The organism is Micromonospora sp. MH33 (assembly GCF_003013775.1).
Classification (GTDB): domain Bacteria; phylum Actinomycetota; class Actinomycetes; order Mycobacteriales; family Micromonosporaceae; genus Micromonospora; species Micromonospora fulviviridis.
In genome coordinates this window covers 17,421-33,770 of sequence record NZ_MUYZ01000007.1, presented here as the reverse complement: position 1 = coordinate 33,770, position 16,350 = coordinate 17,421, and the positions used below count along the sequence as shown (strand labels likewise).

The following is a 16,350-nucleotide window of genomic DNA, read 5'->3' as shown; positions in this document are numbered from 1 at the left end:
GCACCGGAGATGAATACCCTCAAGGATCCCGCACTGCCTGGCGGCTTCTATGCAACGATGCTCAGTCAAGACTTTAGTCATTTGCATTACGCGTACGACATGGATCTCGAATATGAGGGCGTAGATCCCAAGCGGGGCAGCGAAATTGTTCGGTGTTTGTTGCGCGAACTCGACCGGCACGAGCGCACGAGAGCGGGTGAGCTTTTTCCGGTTCTGGTCTCGACTGTCGCAACCGACCACATGATGTACGGCAGATGCGTATTCGAGTTGTTCAGGGACGAGGGAGCCGACTTCCCCGGGCCGCGTCTCGGCGTTCTCCCCGGCTGGTCACTTCGGCGCAAACGAGGACAATATTTCCAGGCGCTCCACAGGGAGGGAAGGGTCGAGTGGCGGCAGCTGCCGGCTACGAGTCTTGTCGAATTTCGACTCCCCGGCAGGCTGGGGAAAGATTTGTATAGTGTAAGAAGACGCTTGCAGGTACTCGACGCGCACCGGCCTGGCGACTTAGCCATGGTTGCTAGATCACGGGTCACGGGCTACGACTTCAGTGCTCACCGAAAATTACTTGATGAAATGGCTGCCCGAGCCACTAGGCGCATCGGTTGGCATGGCCGGGATGCCTATTTGGAGCGCGCTACCAACAGCTACCGGACCTACAGGCAGCTTCGCTTCCGCCGTACGTGGCTGATGATCGTAAATGCCACCAGCGAAACGTTAACCCGTGTCTGCAACCATCCAGATGTGATTGGCGACATGGCACTGCAGGTTCGGGTCACTGGGGTACCCACAATCGCAGAAATCGAACGCCATGCCGATGCTTTGATCAGCGGGTCTATTTCTCTAGACGAGATCTTCAGAAGTGTCTTGCATCCGCGGCGCTGACAGACCTTCAACCCGGCCACACGGTCTCTCCGTTAAGCAAGTCGTGAAGCGGATGTAAGGCATCCCGTGACCGGGGGGCACCGAGAGTTGGAAAGTCGTGTGAGAACTTTCTGTACGAGATCAAGGCGGCCCGCGTCGCGGGCCGCTCGCGCCGCCGAACCTGGGCCGGGCCGATGGCCCGCCGGCGCGCCTCTGGCCTTCGGCCGCCAGCGCGTCGGTGATAGCCCGCCGGCGGCGCGACATGCGACGAAGCCCCGGGCCGCCATGACTTATGGCAGTTCCGGGGCTTCATGTTAGTCGAGACACAGACAATGCCTCCGGCGGGGCGCTCGGGCATTCCGGGATGGTGGCGCCATCCCGACAACCTCCGTCCGGGCAAAGCCGAGTGGGTGGGGCCTGTCCGGTCAAGGTCGTTCAGCCGCTGGGTGCTCCACCTTGACCGGACAGGCCCCACCCACTCCACAGAGTGCGGACGAAGGCCGACGGGATGGCTGGCAGGCGCAGTAGGGGAGGCCGCGCGGGTCGACCAGGCCGGTGACCGATCACCGATTTTGCTCCAAGCCCCCTAGCCGAATCTTCGGGCGCTCGTACTATTCCCGCGATTATTCGCAGTACTCCGTCCCTGGATCCATGATCGACTGCCGGGTGACACTTCGGTGACAGCTTGGGCGTCGCTTCGGCACACGGCAGACCTAGAACGGTGGCTCTTCGTCGAAGTTTCCTCGCGCTTTGGGTGGGGCGGCGCTTGCCCAGGGGTCGTCGAATTGGGTAGGGGCCTTCTTCCCGAAACGCCCCGGGCCTTCTTTCTTCGATATGCCTTGCTCCACGTCTCGAAGCGTGTCATCGATGAGGGAATCGATTCCGAGGGCCTCCCGACGCGCTGCGTCAAAAAGCCGCTCAAGTGTGGTATTCCAAGATGCGCGCTCGCCCTCGCTGTCTCCTGAGGCGGTGGACAACTCTTGGACTGCCTTTCCATCCGCGTTCAATAGGGTGAGCTGATAGTAAAGACCTTCGAATCGGTCCTCGTGCCGCTCGATAGTGACGCCTGAGTTGGAGGCAGGGTAAAGGTACTGGTCGTCGCGGTCTGTCTCGATCCAGCGGATGCCGCTGTCCAGCGTGCGCTGAAGAAGCTTCTCCGCTAGGCTAACCATCCGGCCCCGGACGTCCTGCTCTCGGCTCATTTGTTGTTATCTCCCGTCCGGGTAACTATCTCGCCCACCCACATGCTGAACTCATCGCAGACTTGGCCTATCGACGCTCGGGCCTTGCTGCAGTGCTTCACGAGAGCGGTATCTGACGACCGCGCAATCGCTTGACCAGCGATCCGAGCGAGAAGAACGCTTTCCTGAAGTAGATTCAGCAAGTCGTACTCGTCTTTGTCGCTTGGGGTATCGCTGACGTTCAGCATGCCACGCACATTCCCGGCAACCTGACGCCAGTTCTTGAGTTGCCGCTGTGCGTGCCCGGCGTCATCAGCCTCAATCGCAGCATCAAGTTCGTTCGATATCCAGTGGAGCTGAGGGACCAGGAGGGCGAGAAGCACTCGGCCTCTCAGCTTGGACTCCGTCGCCATCACCGCACGTTCAGCGGCCTGGGCCGCCGTGGTGGCTTTTACAGCCTGTCGCCACGCCTGCACGATGCCAGCGATAGCCAGGGGGAGGCCTGCAACGCTTATCCAGTCGGCCCACCAGTTCACGGTGGCCCAGGCGGGAGCAGCCAGCAGCATCGTGTCATAGTACGGGAACATGCTGGCTCGATCGATCCGGTGGGCATCGCCCCTGCGCGCCGAGAAGTAGACCACTTTGCGACCTGATCGAACGGGACCACTGGGAGACCACAGGTCGTGCGCGGTGGCGAACAGCATGCCGTCGGCTGCACGGCCTGATCTTGAGGATAGCCTGCGCGACGTGCGTGGACGTGCGGCGAATCGTCCTGTCGCCGAGGCATGCAGCCGTCCCTCCACTGTGGCGTAGCCGGCGTCGACTCTGTTAGCAATCTTGGTTAGTCTCTCTGGATGGCAGGATCTGACCTCGGACTGGACCTCGTCAAGGGTTGTGGGCTTGCCCTGGCGGAGATGTATGGAGACTGGTATCGGGACCCGTGGGCGTGGCCCGAGTATCAATGGCTGCAAACGAGTCCTGCCGCTTTGCCAATTTCCGAGGTGCTTCGGAAGGATGATGGCGTCTTTGTCCCAAGATATCCAGCATTCTTTCATCCAGCAGAGGTGCCGAAGAATCGTCTAGCCGTACGGCCGGCGGTCTTGCAAGACTCACTTTCCAGGATTCTCTACACGACTGCAGTGGCGTCTAACTTCGGGAAGCTGCATCGCTCGCTTCCGGATTGGGTCTATGGATGGCGCTCTCGGGGCAGCGGAATGCCTTCAAAGAACCGGCTTGAGTGGGCAAGCTATTTGAAATCGATCCCCGCTGACCCTATCGAGAATCAGCATGGGTTGCAGATCGATATTTCGTCATTCTTCGCATCCATCCGTGTTGAAAACTTGTCAGAAATGATTTTTGAGAGGATTGGTAAGACTGCCTCGGCCGGTGTAATCGATAGCGTGATCAGGCAGCACGATGCTTTGGCAACCAGAAGCGGTATCCCGCAGAGAAGCTTCGCGTCGGCGGCCTTGGCGCACCTATATCTGGGCGCAGTTGACGATGCCCTAGAGGCTGCGTCGCAAAGTGGCTTGGACTTGGTTACGAGGTGGATGGATGACATCACAGCGCTCGGATCAGAATCCAAATTGTACTCCACCTACCTCGACGTCCAGGACCGCATCAGACACCTCGGGATGGAGCCCAACGCAGCGAAGACAAAGCTGATGACGGCCGAGGAAACTATCAAGGAGGTGCGTTTTGAAGGCACCCGCGAGCTGGCCGTGCCGAAGAGTGTCATCTGGGCGCAGTCGGGGGCGCCAACTGTTGTGGAGGATATCCCGGCCCTTCAGAGGGTCGAGGAGGCGCTGTTGGCTCACCCCGATGGCTTTTCGCGTACTTGGCACCGGGCCACTCTAACTGCCCTAATGACGCGAGACGTCTTCGATAATTGGGAAAAGTGGCTCGGCACTGCACATAAAATCCCGCATGCTGCTGACTCTCTGGGTCGGTACCTAAGGCGGTGTGGGGAGCATGATGACGAAAACCCTGCCGTAGAAGATTTCTGGACGCAGTTGGAGGATTGGCTTCCAGCTTATTGCAATTCAGATTGGGCTAGGGTTGATTGGGTCTGTTCCCAGCTAGCTCTAGCCTTCCCCGTTAAACGAGTCACCGAGCCCGTGCGGGAAGTTCTCCGCGGTTGGCTTGCCGAAAGCAATGATGCGCAAAAGGTTGCAATAGCAACGCAACGCCTGTCTTCGGTTGCGCCGGTTCAATGTCGAGACATTATCCGGGGAAGGCTCGATAGAACCTCGGATCCGCTGCTGCTGCGGATATTCGCACTGGGGTTGCTCACGGCCGGCGCAGGTCGTAGTGTCGTGCGACCCATCCTAGAACGTGACCCTCGGAATCTTCTTGTTTCGCTCATGCTAGAGGACAGAGCATGGCGGCCGCCGGCGGTTGCTGATGACTTCGACACCGGCCAGGACGAATAGATCCTACATCTGGCCTCAGCCGAACTGTGGCAAGCCGGCCGGGCCAACCTTCCAGGCGGCATCCTTGGCCCCAAGCTTTGCCGGACGCGGGCCTGTCTGCAGAATAAAGGTCATCATCGGCACACCTGCGATCCAGGCCGCATGGTGTTTGGCGAGCGGAGCATGTGTGGGTTGGCGGACAGTCCAATTTCGAACAACGGCTCCGCCGAGTCGAGCAGTATTGTCGTGGGTTCGCGAGTTCGCGGCATATACACGATGGTGCGGCACTGACACTTCGGTCGAACGCGAAACCGAGGATGGCGAAACCTTCTACGATATCACCGTGCACGGCAATAGCGGGTTTCTGAATGCATGGGTGGATGACTTCGCCGATATGGCTATTCAGATAGCAAAAGACATTGCGCCTCAAGATTCGCACCTTGTGGCGATTGCTGTTGATGCGGGCAATCAACTCCGCGAGCAGAAGCTCGTGCACGAGCCCGGCGAGATCGTCTTCCTGCCTACCCGAGCATCACGTGAGGGGTCTGAGCGGCTAAAGGGGGAGGCATCGATGGATGCTCTGTTGCGGGAGCTTGCAGTGCATGAGCGCCGTCTGTTGGCAGACTTGAAGAACTTCAATAATGCCACCGGTGCAAAGGCGTGGAACAAGCGCTTTCGAGTTCAGTTTGTGGCACGCGTTGACGGGCTCGCGATTATAAATTGCGCTCGTAGAATGGAGAGGATTGCGCGGGACTTGCAAAAGCGTCTGAATGGCAACCCGCATATCATGGCGGCCCTGCAAGTGTTTCGGCAGAGGACCTCGCATGTAACAGATTTGCGCAATATTGCAGAGCACCTAGACGAGTATGTGGTCGGTGGTGGGAAGATTGATGGGGCGGCGCAGACTGAGCCTGGTGAGGTATTCGACATCCTGATCGATCAAGAGGATGTTGTGTTGGCGGCGCGCGGGCGTAGCGCCAGAATATTAGATGTTGCATCGGCAGTAAGAGACTTGTGTCAGTGTGTGCAGCGGACTACGGAAGCTCGCTTTATGGAGCTAACTTGGGCTGACGGCGTCGACTTCGACTATGCGATTATCGAACAGGACGGTACGTCGCGCATCCTTCGCGAGGACGAATATCCACCCGGGCTCCTCGGAGCCAAGGCCGCCACGGCGCAGGCCAGCAAGAGCGGTATACCGTTCTCTCAGCAAGTTCGCGGGAACTGCACGGATTGTGGGTCCCCGCTCTAGATCCGCCGAGTGTGCGCAGATCGATCAATCGCGACTTCGCGAAGCCATCGAGCGTCTGTCTCGGGGGACAACCGTTCCGTTGATACGCCCGTCCTAACCGCGTCCTGCGGGGGCCAAGCGATCTCCGCGCTAGGGGACCAAATGGGGACCACACGGCATGCACGCTGGCGGTCGGCATACCGTCCGCTACACGGCCTGATCTTGCGGAATGCGTGCGTGACTTGCTTAGGCGTGTGCCGAAGCGCCCTGGGGGTCAGGTGCTGGCGTCGTCGCCGACCGGCGTAGACGCACCAAGATCATGCCGTCTCTAGGCCGTCCGACGTCCACATGCGGCGACCACCGATGACTACCGATGACGCGTCTTGGCCCAGGCCACGGGGCAGCTCGCCCGATTTGGATGACAACGCCTATGCCAGCGATCAATACAACGCCAAGTGACCGCCGCAGGGCCCACATTGGTCCCGAGCGGGGTGGTGTGAGGCGCGGACTGCGGCCGTGGCCGCGTACCACAGATCCCAGGAGGACCGATGACTGGTGACGACGAGAAGTTTCTCCGCCGTGCCGTGGAGCTCGCCAGCATGGCCGGGGCGTCCGGCGAACGGCCGTTCGGCTCGTTGCTGGTCGGTGCGGACGGGACCGTCCTGATCGAGGACCACAACACCGTGGTCTCCGACTCCGACATCACCGCCCACCCGGAACTGAAGCTGGCCCGCTGGGCCGCTCGGGAACTCACCCCGGACGTGGCGGCCGCCACCACGATGTTCACCAGTTGCCAGCCCTGCCCGATGTGCGAGACGGCGATCGCCCGGTCCGGTCTCGGTCGGGTGGTGTACGCCCTGTCCGCGGAACAGTTCGAGGAGGTCAAGCCGGCCAGCCCGCCGCTGCCTCCGGTGCGGTACGAGGGGCCGGCGCTGTTCGACGAGGCGCGCCAGCCGATCGACAACTACTACTAGGGGGTCCGCCGCCGTCTTGGAGAGTTGCCGTCCGGTCCGGACGTCAACTCTCCAAGTTCCGGGGAGGGCGAGCGTCAGTAGGCGTAGGTGACGGAGATGGTGGTGGCGGGGCAGTTGTTGGCCCAGCTGGTCAGGGCGCTCTTTTCCGCGCTGTCCACGGTGAGCCGCCACCGGACCTTCACGGCGACCCACTCGCCGATGTAGCGGCAGCGGGCGGAGGCGTACGACGGCATCCAGGTGGCCGGGTCCTGGTCGCCCTTGGCCTGGTTGACGTTGTCGGTGACCGCGGCCAGCGCGCGGGAGTCGCCCAGGTCGTTGGCGTACGCCTGGCGGCGGCTGGTGGTCCAGTTGCGGGCGCCGGAGTCCCAGGCCTCGGCGAGCGGCACCATGTGGTCGATGTCGAGGTCGCCGGTGAGCGTCCAGTAGGCGTTGTCGTAGTAGGAGTACCAGCGGCCGCCGGAGAGGGTGCAGGTCCCGCTGATCGTGGGTTTGGTGGTGGCTTCGGCGTAGAGGACCTCGTTGCGGGTGTTGCAGCCGTCGCCGTCGGCGTCGATCCAGTGTGGGAAGAGGTCGCGGCTGTAGCCGGTGCGGACCTCGCTGGCGACGGGGAGGCCGGCGACGGCGGTGGTCAGGGAGGCGGAGTAGCTGGCGGCCCAGGCGGGCTGGGTGAGGCCGAGGGTGGCGGCCAGGATCGCGGCGAGGCTGATGGCCGTGGCGCGCAGCGTGCGGGTCATGGGACTCCATCCGGATGGGATTGGCATGTGCTGGCACCCATATAGACAGAGTTGGAAGTAACGGTCTAGATCAAGTTCTGTGAACAGTGGATGACCGGAACCAAACGGACGCCGCTTCGGGCGTTGAACCGGGCAGACCCCCCGGTCTCTCCGGCCGGGAGAGCACCTTCACCATGTGCACCTTCTGGTACGTCCAGGCGCTGGCGGAGTCCGGCCGGCTCGACGACGCGCAGCTGACCTTCGAGAAGATGCTCACCTACAGCAGCCAGCTCGGCCTCTACGCCGAGGAGATCGCCCCGACCGGGGAGCAGGCCGGCAACTTCCCGCAGGCGTTCAGCCACCTCTCCCTGATCAGCTCCGCGGCGAACCTGGACCGGCTCCTCGACGCCCGCGGCTGACCGCCGGGCGGCAGAAACCCGCTGTGCCGCCCGGTCCGGCCCGCTACGGTGACCGGAGTACGGGTTACCGGCCCGGCCCGGGCGGGTAGGCGCCCCCGACCAGCAGCGCGGGCCCCGGCCCGCCGTCCACGCCGGCGCAGCCCGGGAGATGCGGCTGTGACGTCCGAGGACGAGCATGGGGTACGACGAGAGGGGCGGAGATGACCGACGACATCGCTTCGAAGGTTCCGCCGGACCCGGCCCCCGTGCGGAGCGCGCCGGCCGGTCCACCGCCTGTCGGGCCGCCGAGCAGCCTGGACCTGTGGGCTCGGGCGCAGACGCTGCACCGCTGCTTCGGCGACGACGACGGCGAACCGCACATCATGCGCGGCCTGGACTGAGGTCGCTCCACACGCCAGGCGCCCCGCGAGGGCGCCCGAACGCGCGCGTGCTCAACCAGCGGGGAGCGGGCCCAGCCGGGCCGCCCGGCCGTGCAGGTAACGCTGCTGGGTGAGGTTCATCGACCGGCGGGCCGCCGCCAGGTACGCCTCGCGCGCCGCGTCCGGCTCCCCGGCCAGCTCCAGCAGGTGCGCCCGGGCCGCGTACCGGCGGTGGTCCTCGGCGACCCGGCGGTCGGCCGCCAGCGCGTCGAGCAGCGCCAGGCCGGCCCGCGGCCCGCGCGCCATGGCCACGGCCACGGCGTGGTTGAGCCGGACCACCGGGTTGTCGTTCAGGGCCAGCAGCATCTCGTAGAGGGCGACGATCTGCGGCCAGTCCGTCGACTCGACGGCGGGCGCCTCGTCGTGCAGCGCGGCGATCGCCGCCTGGAGCTGGTACGTCCCGACCGCGCCGCGGGGCAGCGCCGCACCGACCAGTCTCGTCCCCTCGGCGATCCGGTCGGCCCGCCAGCGCCGCCGGTCCTGCTCGGCCATCGGCACCAGCATGCCGTCCGGGCCGGTCCGCGCCGGGGTGCGCGCGTCGGTGAGCAGCATCAGCGCCAGCAGCCCGGTCACCTCGGCGTCGTCGGTGAGCCGGTGCAGCAACCGGGCCAGCCGGATCGCCTCGGCGCACAGGTCGGGCCGGTGCAGCTGCTCCCCGGCGGTGCTCGCGTACCCCTCGTTGAAGATCAGGTAGAGCACGTGCAGCACGGCGTCGAGCCGGGCGGCCCGCTCCGGGCCGGCCGGCGGGGCGAACGGCAGGCCGCTGTCCCGGATGCGCTGCTTGGCCCGGGTGATCCGCCGGGTCATGGTCGCCTCCGGCACCAGGAACGCCCGCGCCACCTCGGCGGTGCTCAACCCGCCGACCGCGCGCAGGGTCAGCGCGATCTGCCCGGCCGGCGGCAGCGACGGGTGGCAGCAGAGGAACAGCAGGACGAGGCTGTCGTCGGCGTCGTCCGGCGCGGTGTCCGCGGGCGGCGCCAGCCACCGGTCCGCCGGCCCCTCCCGGGCCACCCCGTCCTCCCGGCGGCGCCGGGCCTGCTCGGCCCGGAGCAGGTCGGTCAGCCGGCGGGACGCCACGGTGATCAGCCACGCCTTCGGATCGTGCGGAAGCCCGTCGCCGGGCCAGCGGGTGGCGGCGGCGAGCAGCGCCTCCTGGGTGGCGTCCTCGGCGGCGTCGAAGTGCCCGTACCGGCGGACGAGCGCGCCGAGGACCTGCGGCGCCAGGGCGCGCAGCAGGTCCTCGACGCGTTCGGCGGGCACCGGTCAGCCCTGGAGTTCCTCGACGCCGTCCACGATCGGCCGTACGTCGACGTACTCGCCCTCGGCGTCCGGGTTGACGAACCGGGCGGCGATCTCGGTGGCCCGGTCGAAGCTGGCGCACTCGACCAGCGTGTAGCCGGCCAGCACCTCCTGCGTCTCGGCGTACGGGCCGTCGGTGACCACGGGCGCGCCGCCGCGCAGCCGGACCCGGCGGGCGTGCACCGGCGCGGACAGGCCCTGCGCGTCGACCAGTTCACCGGTCTCGGCCAGGTCCTTGTGGATCGCCTCCATGTGGGCGTGCATGGCGGCGAGCTGCTCCGGGCTCATCGGCGGCTGGTCGCCGGGCCGCCCGGCCATCGCGTCGTAGTCCCGCTGGCTGCCGTAGAGCATGATCAGGTACTTCACGGTGTCTCCTCTCGGCGGGCGCCCCGCGGCGCCGCTCACCCGGGACGTCGGAGCCACGGAGCCGACCCGGACACCAGCCTAGGGGCGGATCAGCCGACCCGGGCGGCCGGCCGCTCGGCACGCGTTCGCCTCGGCCCGGCCGGCGGACCCGGGACCGTTCATGCGCGTCGAAGTCCGCGTCGATCGTCGCCGCGGCGTAGCCGCGGCCCGGGGATGCGTGAGGGTTCTACCGTCATGGGCATGACGACGGTGCTGGTGACACTGGCGGTGGTGGCCGTGGTGGTGGCCGCGGTGGTGGGCTACGTCTCCTGGCGGGACCGGCGGCGGCGGGCCACCGAGGAGGATCCGGCGGTGGTCCGGGCGGCCCGGGGGGAGCAGCACCGGCGGGCGGCCGAGCGGACGCACGTACAGCATGACGGCTGGAACAACGGCGGGCACGGCTTCACGGGGTGAGGCCGCCCGGCGCGGTCAGCGCACCCCGGCCCCGCCGGCCGCCAGGGCGTTACGCCAGGACCGGGTGTTGAAGGCCGCGGCGCCGTTGAGGAGCTGGTCGAGGAGGCCCGGCCCGTCGCCGGTCGGCGGGGTCCGGTGGGCCCAGAAGTCGACGAATCCGCGCTTCTGCTCGGGGCTGGGGTCCGGCGAGACGGTGGCTCCCCGCCCCACCAGCGCGTACCGCCGCCCGTCGACGGTCAGCAGCAGCGTGCCGAGGCGGGTCAACCGGCCGGCGACCTGACCGACCGGGGCGGCGAACACCTCCGCGCCGGCCCGGTCGCGTGCCCGCAGCCAACCCTGATCGAGGGTCATGAGCACCGGCACGCAGCGGCGTCCGTTCCAGATGCTCCGTCGCCAGTAGACGATGCTGGCGTGGGCCGTGTGGTGGGTCACGCGGGGCACTGTACCGGGGCCCCGCCAGGGTTGGCCGGCGGCGGCTACCCTGCCGGCGTGAACCGCAGATCGCTGCTCGTGACCGTCGTCGCCGTGGTCGGCGTCGTCCTGCTCGCCGCCTGCGGCGGTGTGTTCTGGCTGGCGCGGGCCGATGGAGGGCAGGAGCGGGACTGCGCGGCGCAGGTCGCCGCCGAGGAGGCGAAGGTCCGCACCGACCGGCGCTGGACAGCGCAGGACGTGCCGGGCATCGGGGAGTACGCCGAGATCCACTGGCAGGTCGACCATCCGAGCTTCGCCTGCTCCCGCGCGCCCGGCCCCACCGACAGCACCTACCAGGGCGTGGTGCGGCTGGCCCCGGCCGACGCCGACGCGCTGGCCGCCGCGTACGACTGGGCGCCGGTGACCGACTTCCCGCCGCCGTTGGCCGTGTGGCCCGGCCTGAGCGCGTACGTGCCGCCGGAGGTGCGCTGGCGACGCAGCCCGGCGTACGACGCGGGCGCCCGGGCCAGCGTCCAGTTCGACCCCGACCGGGCGCTGCTGCTGTTCACCGCCGCCGACTGATGAACGAAGGCCCGCGCGGGCACGTGATCCCCGGTGGGCATCAACGGCGCGCGGGCGGGGTACTGCGCTGACACAGCGACTCAGCCGGGAGGCAGTGGTGGGGGAGAGGGCGGGACGTCGGCGACCGGGACCACTGGCCGGGCTGCTGGTGGCCGTGGTGGTGGCGGCCGGCTGCCTGGGCGGCGGGCTGGACCAGGGCGAGCCGGGGCAGCCCGGCCCGCGGCGGAGCGGCCAGCCGGCGTCCCCTGGAGCGGACTCGACCCGCGCCGACGGCACCACCAGCGTGGCCGAGTTCAAGCAGGACTTCTCCGACGCGGTGGGCATCGCCGAGCGCTACTGGACGGACCGGTTCCGGGACTCCGGCAAGCAGTTCCGGCCGATCCGGCGGGTGGTGCCGTACACCAGGTCCGGCGAGGTCTCCTGCGGCGGCGAGGGGTTGCCCCGCAACAACGCGGTCTACTGCTCGGCGGGCGACTTCATCGCCTATGACGTGAACTGGTCGGTGGGGGCGTTCCGGCAGGTCGGCGACGCCTTCCTGTTCTACCTGCTCGGCCACGAGTACGCCCACGGCGTCCAGGTGCGTCTCGGCATCCGCTACAACTTCACCATTCAGCAGGAGTTGCAGGCGGACTGCATGGCCGGGGCGTACATCGGCGACAACGTGCGCTCCGGGACGCTGACGCTGGCCGAGGGTGACCTGGACGAGTTCCGGGAAGGGCTGCTGGCGGTCGGCGACGACCCGAACCAGCCCTGGTTCGCCGAGGGCTCGCACGGCACCGCCGAGCAGCGCACCGACTCGTTCTTCCGCGGCTACGAGAACTCCCTGGACGCCTGCGGCCTCGGCTGATGCCGCAGGTCACCCTCGCCGGGGACGGTTACCGCCCGGCGCGGCCCGGCTGAGAGGATCGGCGGGTACCCGCACCCGAGGAGGCCCCGCTGAGCAGCAGACACCCCGCCGCCGTGCTCTTCGACATGGACGGCACCCTGGTCGACAGCGAGAAGCTCTGGGACGTCGCGTTGCAGGAACTCGCGGCGGTCTACGGCGGCGCCCTCTCGGAGGATGCCCGCAAGGCGATCATCGGCACCAGCATGGCCGCCTCGATGCGGATCGTGCACGACGACCTGGGCCAGCCGGAGCGGGACCCGCAGGCCAGCGCCGACTGGATCAACGCCCGGATCCTGGAGCTGTTCCGCAGCGGGCTGCGGTGGCGGCCGGGGGCGCTTGCCCTGCTGCGCGCGGTCCGCGCCGCCGGCATCCCGACCGCCCTGGTCACCTCCAGCGGCCGGTCGCTGGTCGAGGTCGCCCTCGACACCCTTGGCCGGGACAGCTTCGACGCGGTGGTCTGCGGCGACGAGGTGGACGCGGCCAAGCCGCACCCGGAGCCGTACCTGACCGCGGCGCGGCTGCTCGGCGTGCCGATCGAGCGGTGCGTGGCGATCGAGGACTCGCCGACCGGGGTGGCCAGCGCGCTGGCCGCCGGGGCCGCCGTGCTGGCCGTCCCCGCCGAGGTGCCGCTGCCGCCGACGGACGGCGTACACCAGGTGGAGAGCCTGACGGCGGCGGACCTGGAGCTGCTCGCGGCTCTGCTCGGCGAACGCCCCGCCTGACCGGGTCACGGAAAAGGGGCCCCGCCGTTCGCGGGGTCCCTTTTCCGTGTCGTGGCGGCTCAGTCGTGGGCGATGGCGCCCAGCACGTTGATCCGCGCCGCGCGGATGGCGGGCAGCACCGCGGCCACCACGCCGATGATCGCGGCCAGGACCAGGAACGTCACCATCTGGCTCCAGGGCAGGACCAGATCGGTGATGCCCTCGTCCTTGAGCGCCCGGACCACGGCCGCGCCGAGGCCGGTGCCGACCACGACGCCGAGCAGGGCGCCGAAGATCGAGATCACCACCGCCTCCACGGTGATCATCCGCATGGTCTGCGCCCGGCGCAGGCCGATGGCCCGCAGCAGGCCCAGCTCCCGGGTGCGTTCCAGCACCGACAGGGCCAGGGTGTTGATGATGCCCAGCACCGCGATCACGATGGCCAGCGCCAGCAGGATCTGGATCATCCGCAGCGGGGTGTCCAGCTGGCTGGTCTGCTGCTTGATGAACGCGGCCCGGTCCGCCACCGACACCTCGGGGCTGTCCGCGAGCAGCCGCTCGATCTGCGGCTGCACCGCGTCCACCGACGTGCCCGGGGCGAGCTGCACGAAGCCCTGGATGGGCTGCGGGATGGCGAAGTCGGTGGCCGCCTGCGGCGGCAGCACCACCGGGTTGGTCAGCTGCGAGCTCTCGTAGATGCCGCTGACCGTGTAGGTGCGGGCCTCGCCCCGGGACAGCTGCACGGTCACCGTCGAGCCGACCGACAGGTTGCGGGACTTCGCGGTGTCCGAGGCGACCAGCATCTGGTCCGGGCCGAGCCGGCTGATGTCACCGGCGTTCGCCTTCGCCCCGAAGATGCGCTCCAGCGCGGCCACGTCGCTGGACGCCGCCACCCAGGTCCGTTCGCCGTTCACGGTGGCCATGTCGCCGTACTCGCCGTCGACCAGCCGCACCCCGGGGATGCCGGCGGCCTTCTCCAGCACCGCCGGGTCGAAGGTCGCCGGCCGCGGGCCGGCCTGGGCGCCGGAGATCACCAGCTCCGCCTTGATGGTGTCCTCGGCCAGGGCGCTGATGCTGCCCTTGGCCGAGTCGAGGATCACCGTCACCCCGGTCACCAGGGCGATGCCGACCATCAGCGCCGCGGCCGTGATCGCGGTCCGGCGGGGGTTGCGGCCGGAGTTCAGCCGACCCAGCTTGCCCGGCACCGACCAGGCGAAGATCGTGCCCAGCAGGGCGACGACCGGCCGGCTGATCAGCGGGGTCAGCAGCGCCACGCCGATGAAGGCGAACAGCACGCCACCGAGGATGGTGGCGAGGGTGTTGCCGCCGGCGTGGCCGCCGAGCCCGAGGAAGAGCAGGCCGGCGCCGATCGCGGTGACCACGGACCCGCCGACGGTCACCTTGGTCAGCGGCCGGTCCGGCGTTGCGACGTCCTGCATGGCGGCGATCGGCGGGATGCGCGAGGCGCGCAGCGCGGGCAGCAGCGCCGCCACCACGGTGATCACCAGACCCACCGCGAAGGCGCCGATCACGGCCGCGGGCGGCACGCCGAGCCCGGCCAGCGTGAGCCCGCCGGCGAGCTTGCCGAACAGGTACGCCAGCAGCGCGCCCACCCCGATGCCGGCGGCGAGCCCGAGCACCGAGGCGATCAGGCCGACCGCCACGGCCTCCAGCACCACCGAGCCGATGACCTGCCGCCCGCTCGCGCCGATGGCCCGCATGAGCGCCAGCTCGCGGGTGCGCTGGGCGACGATGATCGAGAAGGTGTTGAGGATCAGGAAGGTGCCGACCAGCAGCGCCACCGCGGCGAAGCCGAGGAGGATCTTGTTGAAGAAGGACAGGCCCTCCTTCAGGCCGGCGGACGCGTCGTCCGCGAGCTGCTTGCCGGTCTTGACCTCGTAGTCCGCGCCGAGGGCGCGGGCCACCTCGTCGCGCAGCGCCTCGGGCGTGGTGCCGCCGGCGGCCTGCGCGGTCACGTTGGAGAAGACGCCCGGCTTGCCGAGCATCAGCTGCTGGGCGACCGGGGTGGTGAAGGCGACCTCGTTGACCCCGCCGACCGAGTCCCGGCCGCCGCTGTAGCCGAAGACGCCGACCAGGGTGAACTCCTTCTTCGGCGCCAGGGTCAGCACGCCGACCCGGTCGCCGACCTTGACCTTGGCGGCGTCGGCCAGCGCGACGTTGACCACGATCTCGTCGTCGGCCTGGGGCGCGCGCCCCTCACGCAGCTTCAGCAGGTCGCTCTCGCCGAGCCAGTTCTCGCCGAGCTGCGGCGGGCCGAACGAGGTGACCACCTTGCCGTTGCTGCCGATCAGCCGGGCCCCGTCGGCGTTGACCACGCCGCGCACGTCGGTCACGCCCGGCACCGCCTTGACCCGGTCGACAACCGACGCGGGCACCGGGGCGGCCACCTGCTCGCCCTCGACCTCGGAGAGGGCGACCTTCGGCTTCGCGGCCACGTTGACGTCGACGTCGGAGAACGCGTCGGAGAAGACCGCGTCGAAGGAGCGGCCGAGGGTGTCGGTGAGCACGAACGCGCCGGAGACGAACATGACGCCGAGCACCACCGCCAGGCCGGACAGCAGCAGCCGCAGCTTGCGTGCCAGCAGGCTCTTCATTGTGGCCCGGAACATCAGTTGCCCACCTCGGCCGGCGCGTCGAGCTTCTTCATGGTGTCCAGCACCGTGTCGGCGGTCGGCTCGATCAGCTCCGAGACGATCTGGCCGTCGGCGAGGAAGACCACCCGGTCGGCGTACGCGGCGGCGGTCGGGTCGTGGGTGACCATGACGATGGTCTGGCCGTGCTCGCGGACCGAGTTGCGCAGGAAGTTGAGCACCTCGGCGCCGGAGCGGGAGTCCAGGTTGCCGGTCGGCTCGTCGGCGAAGATCACCTCGGGGCGGGCGACCAGGGCCCGGGCGCACGCCACCCGCTGCTGCTGGCCGCCGGAGAGCTGCGCCGGGCGGTGCCCGAGCCGCTCCCGCAGGCCGACCGTGTCGATCACCGTGTCGTACCAGGCCGGGTCGGGCTTGCGGCCGGCGATCGACAGCGGCAGCAGGATGTTCTCCTGCGCGGTGAGCGTGGGCAGCAGGTTGAACTGCTGGAAGATGAAGCCCACCTTGTCGCGGCGCAGCTTCGTCAGGCCGGCGTCACCCAGCCCGGTCACCGTGGTGTCACCGATCATGACGGTGCCCCGGGTCACCGAGTCCAGGCCCGCCAGGCAGTGCATCAGCGTCGACTTGCCCGAGCCGGACGGGCCCATGATCGCGGTGAACCGGCCCCGCTCGAACTCGGCGCTCACCCCCCGCAGCGCGATGACCTGCGCCTCGCCGCTGCCGTACACCTTCCACACGTCGCTGGCCCGGGCCGCGGCCTGCGCCTGCTGCCCTACCGTCGCGGTCACGTCATCTACCTCTTCCGTCAGCCTGCTGATCCGCACCGCCCCCGCT

The 16,350-nt window shown here is 68.1% G+C and carries 17 protein-coding genes and 1 pseudogene; 10 read left to right on the top strand and 8 right to left on the bottom strand.

Annotated features, from left to right (window positions below; genetic code table 11):
• Positions 1–9 precede the first annotated feature (9 nt).
• Positions 10–882, top strand: coding sequence for a hypothetical protein (locus tag B0E53_RS36860; RefSeq protein ID WP_146167570.1), 873 nt, complete (start codon positions 10–12; stop codon positions 880–882).
• 692 nt (positions 883–1,574) lie between these two features.
• Here the strand turns inward: B0E53_RS36860 and B0E53_RS38450 are convergent.
• Both B0E53_RS38450 and B0E53_RS02890 read right to left on the bottom strand, forming a co-directional pair.
• The gene (locus tag B0E53_RS38450; RefSeq protein ID WP_210405893.1) at positions 1,575–2,063 is read right to left on the bottom strand and encodes a hypothetical protein; all 489 of its coding nucleotides are present in this window, start codon (positions 2,061–2,063) and stop codon (positions 1,575–1,577) included.
• Positions 2,060–2,746, bottom strand: a complete 687-nt coding sequence (locus B0E53_RS02890) for a hypothetical protein (protein ID WP_146167569.1) — start codon at positions 2,744–2,746, stop codon at positions 2,060–2,062. The genes B0E53_RS38450 and B0E53_RS02890 overlap by 4 nt, the downstream gene beginning before the upstream one ends.
• Before the next feature lie 150 nt (positions 2,747–2,896).
• Here B0E53_RS02890 and B0E53_RS02885 point away from each other — a divergent pair, with 150 nt between their 5' ends.
• The 3 genes from B0E53_RS02885 to B0E53_RS02875 all read left to right on the top strand — a co-directional run bounded on the left by B0E53_RS02885 (position 2,897) and on the right by B0E53_RS02875 (position 6,658).
• Positions 2,897–4,474 carry an RNA-directed DNA polymerase gene (locus B0E53_RS02885; protein ID WP_107074518.1) on the top strand — a complete coding sequence of 526 codons (1,578 nt, stop codon included), beginning with the start codon at positions 2,897–2,899 and terminating at the stop codon, positions 4,472–4,474.
• Positions 4,475–4,796: 322 nt separating this feature from the next.
• Entirely contained in the window at positions 4,797–5,705 is a 909-nt protein-coding gene (locus tag B0E53_RS36855; RefSeq protein ID WP_146167568.1) for a hypothetical protein, read from the top strand.
• Between the two features lie 527 nt (positions 5,706–6,232).
• Positions 6,233–6,658, top strand: coding sequence for a nucleoside deaminase (locus B0E53_RS02875; RefSeq protein ID WP_107074516.1), 426 nt, complete (start codon positions 6,233–6,235; stop codon positions 6,656–6,658).
• Between the two features lie 74 nt (positions 6,659–6,732).
• Here the strand turns inward: B0E53_RS02875 and B0E53_RS02870 are convergent, their stop codons facing one another.
• Positions 6,733–7,392, bottom strand: coding sequence for an HNH endonuclease family protein (locus B0E53_RS02870; RefSeq protein WP_107074515.1), 660 nt, complete (start codon positions 7,390–7,392; stop codon positions 6,733–6,735).
• A 137-nt stretch (positions 7,393–7,529) separates the two neighbouring features.
• On the opposite strand from B0E53_RS02870, the pseudogene B0E53_RS02865 reads away from it, so the two are divergent.
• Both B0E53_RS02865 and B0E53_RS02860 read left to right on the top strand, forming a co-directional pair.
• Positions 7,530–7,790, top strand: a pseudogene (locus B0E53_RS02865) (glycoside hydrolase family 15 protein); the annotation flags it as partial.
• Positions 7,791–7,990: 200 nt separating this feature from the next.
• A complete protein-coding gene (locus B0E53_RS02860) occupies positions 7,991–8,170 on the top strand; it encodes a hypothetical protein (RefSeq protein WP_107074514.1) in 180 nt (59 codons plus the stop codon).
• A 51-nt stretch (positions 8,171–8,221) separates the two neighbouring features.
• Here B0E53_RS02860 and B0E53_RS02855 read toward each other — a convergent pair whose 3' ends face one another.
• Entirely contained in the window at positions 8,222–9,469 is a 1,248-nt protein-coding gene (locus tag B0E53_RS02855) for a sigma-70 family RNA polymerase sigma factor (RefSeq protein ID WP_107074513.1), read from the bottom strand.
• Positions 9,470–9,472: 3 nt separating this feature from the next.
• On the bottom strand, positions 9,473–9,874 hold the full coding sequence (locus B0E53_RS02850; RefSeq protein WP_107074512.1) for a YciI family protein: 402 nt from the start codon (positions 9,872–9,874) through the stop codon (positions 9,473–9,475).
• A 240-nt stretch (positions 9,875–10,114) separates the two neighbouring features.
• Here B0E53_RS02850 and B0E53_RS02845 point away from each other — a divergent pair, with 240 nt between their 5' ends.
• Entirely contained in the window at positions 10,115–10,327 is a 213-nt protein-coding gene (locus B0E53_RS02845; protein ID WP_246835198.1) for a hypothetical protein, read from the top strand.
• A 15-nt stretch (positions 10,328–10,342) separates the two neighbouring features.
• On the opposite strand, the gene B0E53_RS02840 is transcribed toward B0E53_RS02845, so the two are convergent.
• A complete protein-coding gene (locus B0E53_RS02840; protein WP_107074511.1) occupies positions 10,343–10,759 on the bottom strand; it encodes a hypothetical protein in 417 nt (138 codons plus the stop codon).
• A gap of 57 nt (positions 10,760–10,816) precedes the next feature.
• Here B0E53_RS02840 and B0E53_RS02835 point away from each other — a divergent pair, with 57 nt between their 5' ends.
• The 3 genes from B0E53_RS02835 to B0E53_RS02825 all read left to right on the top strand — a co-directional run bounded on the left by B0E53_RS02835 (position 10,817) and on the right by B0E53_RS02825 (position 12,928).
• Positions 10,817–11,320, top strand: a complete 504-nt coding sequence (locus B0E53_RS02835) for a hypothetical protein (protein WP_146167567.1) — start codon at positions 10,817–10,819, stop codon at positions 11,318–11,320.
• Between the two features lie 97 nt (positions 11,321–11,417).
• A complete protein-coding gene (locus B0E53_RS02830) occupies positions 11,418–12,167 on the top strand; it encodes a neutral zinc metallopeptidase (protein ID WP_107074509.1) in 750 nt (249 codons plus the stop codon).
• 113 nt (positions 12,168–12,280) lie between these two features.
• A complete protein-coding gene (locus B0E53_RS02825) occupies positions 12,281–12,928 on the top strand; it encodes an HAD family phosphatase (RefSeq protein ID WP_107074508.1) in 648 nt (215 codons plus the stop codon).
• Positions 12,929–12,987: 59 nt separating this feature from the next.
• Here the strand turns inward: B0E53_RS02825 and B0E53_RS02820 are convergent, their stop codons facing one another.
• Together B0E53_RS02820 and B0E53_RS02815 are read right to left on the bottom strand one after the other, a co-directional pair.
• On the bottom strand, positions 12,988–15,537 hold the full coding sequence (locus tag B0E53_RS02820) for an ABC transporter permease (protein WP_107074507.1): 2,550 nt from the start codon (positions 15,535–15,537) through the stop codon (positions 12,988–12,990).
• Positions 15,537–16,304, bottom strand: a complete 768-nt coding sequence (locus B0E53_RS02815) for an ABC transporter ATP-binding protein (protein ID WP_091265895.1) — start codon at positions 16,302–16,304, stop codon at positions 15,537–15,539. Before B0E53_RS02815 ends, B0E53_RS02820 begins: the two co-directional genes overlap by 1 nt.
• Positions 16,305–16,350: the final 46 nt, after the last annotated feature.

Coding starts and splice junctions, on each gene's coding strand:
- B0E53_RS02885 (WP_107074518.1), top strand. CDS start 2,897: ATGGCAGGATCTGACCTCGGACTGGACCTCGTCAAGGGTTGTGGGCTT.
- B0E53_RS36860 (WP_146167570.1), top strand. CDS start 10: ATGAATACCCTCAAGGATCCCGCACTGCCTGGCGGCTTCTATGCAACG.
- B0E53_RS02875 (WP_107074516.1), top strand. CDS start 6,233: ATGACTGGTGACGACGAGAAGTTTCTCCGCCGTGCCGTGGAGCTCGCC.
- B0E53_RS02820 (WP_107074507.1), bottom strand. CDS start 15,537: ATGTTCCGGGCCACAATGAAGAGCCTGCTGGCACGCAAGCTGCGGCTG.
- B0E53_RS02860 (WP_107074514.1), top strand. CDS start 7,991: ATGACCGACGACATCGCTTCGAAGGTTCCGCCGGACCCGGCCCCCGTG.
- B0E53_RS02870 (WP_107074515.1), bottom strand. CDS start 7,392: ATGACCCGCACGCTGCGCGCCACGGCCATCAGCCTCGCCGCGATCCTG.
- B0E53_RS38450 (WP_210405893.1), bottom strand. CDS start 2,063: ATGAGCCGAGAGCAGGACGTCCGGGGCCGGATGGTTAGCCTAGCGGAG.
- B0E53_RS02890 (WP_146167569.1), bottom strand. CDS start 2,746: ATGCTGTTCGCCACCGCGCACGACCTGTGGTCTCCCAGTGGTCCCGTT.
- B0E53_RS02845 (WP_246835198.1), top strand. CDS start 10,115: ATGACGACGGTGCTGGTGACACTGGCGGTGGTGGCCGTGGTGGTGGCC.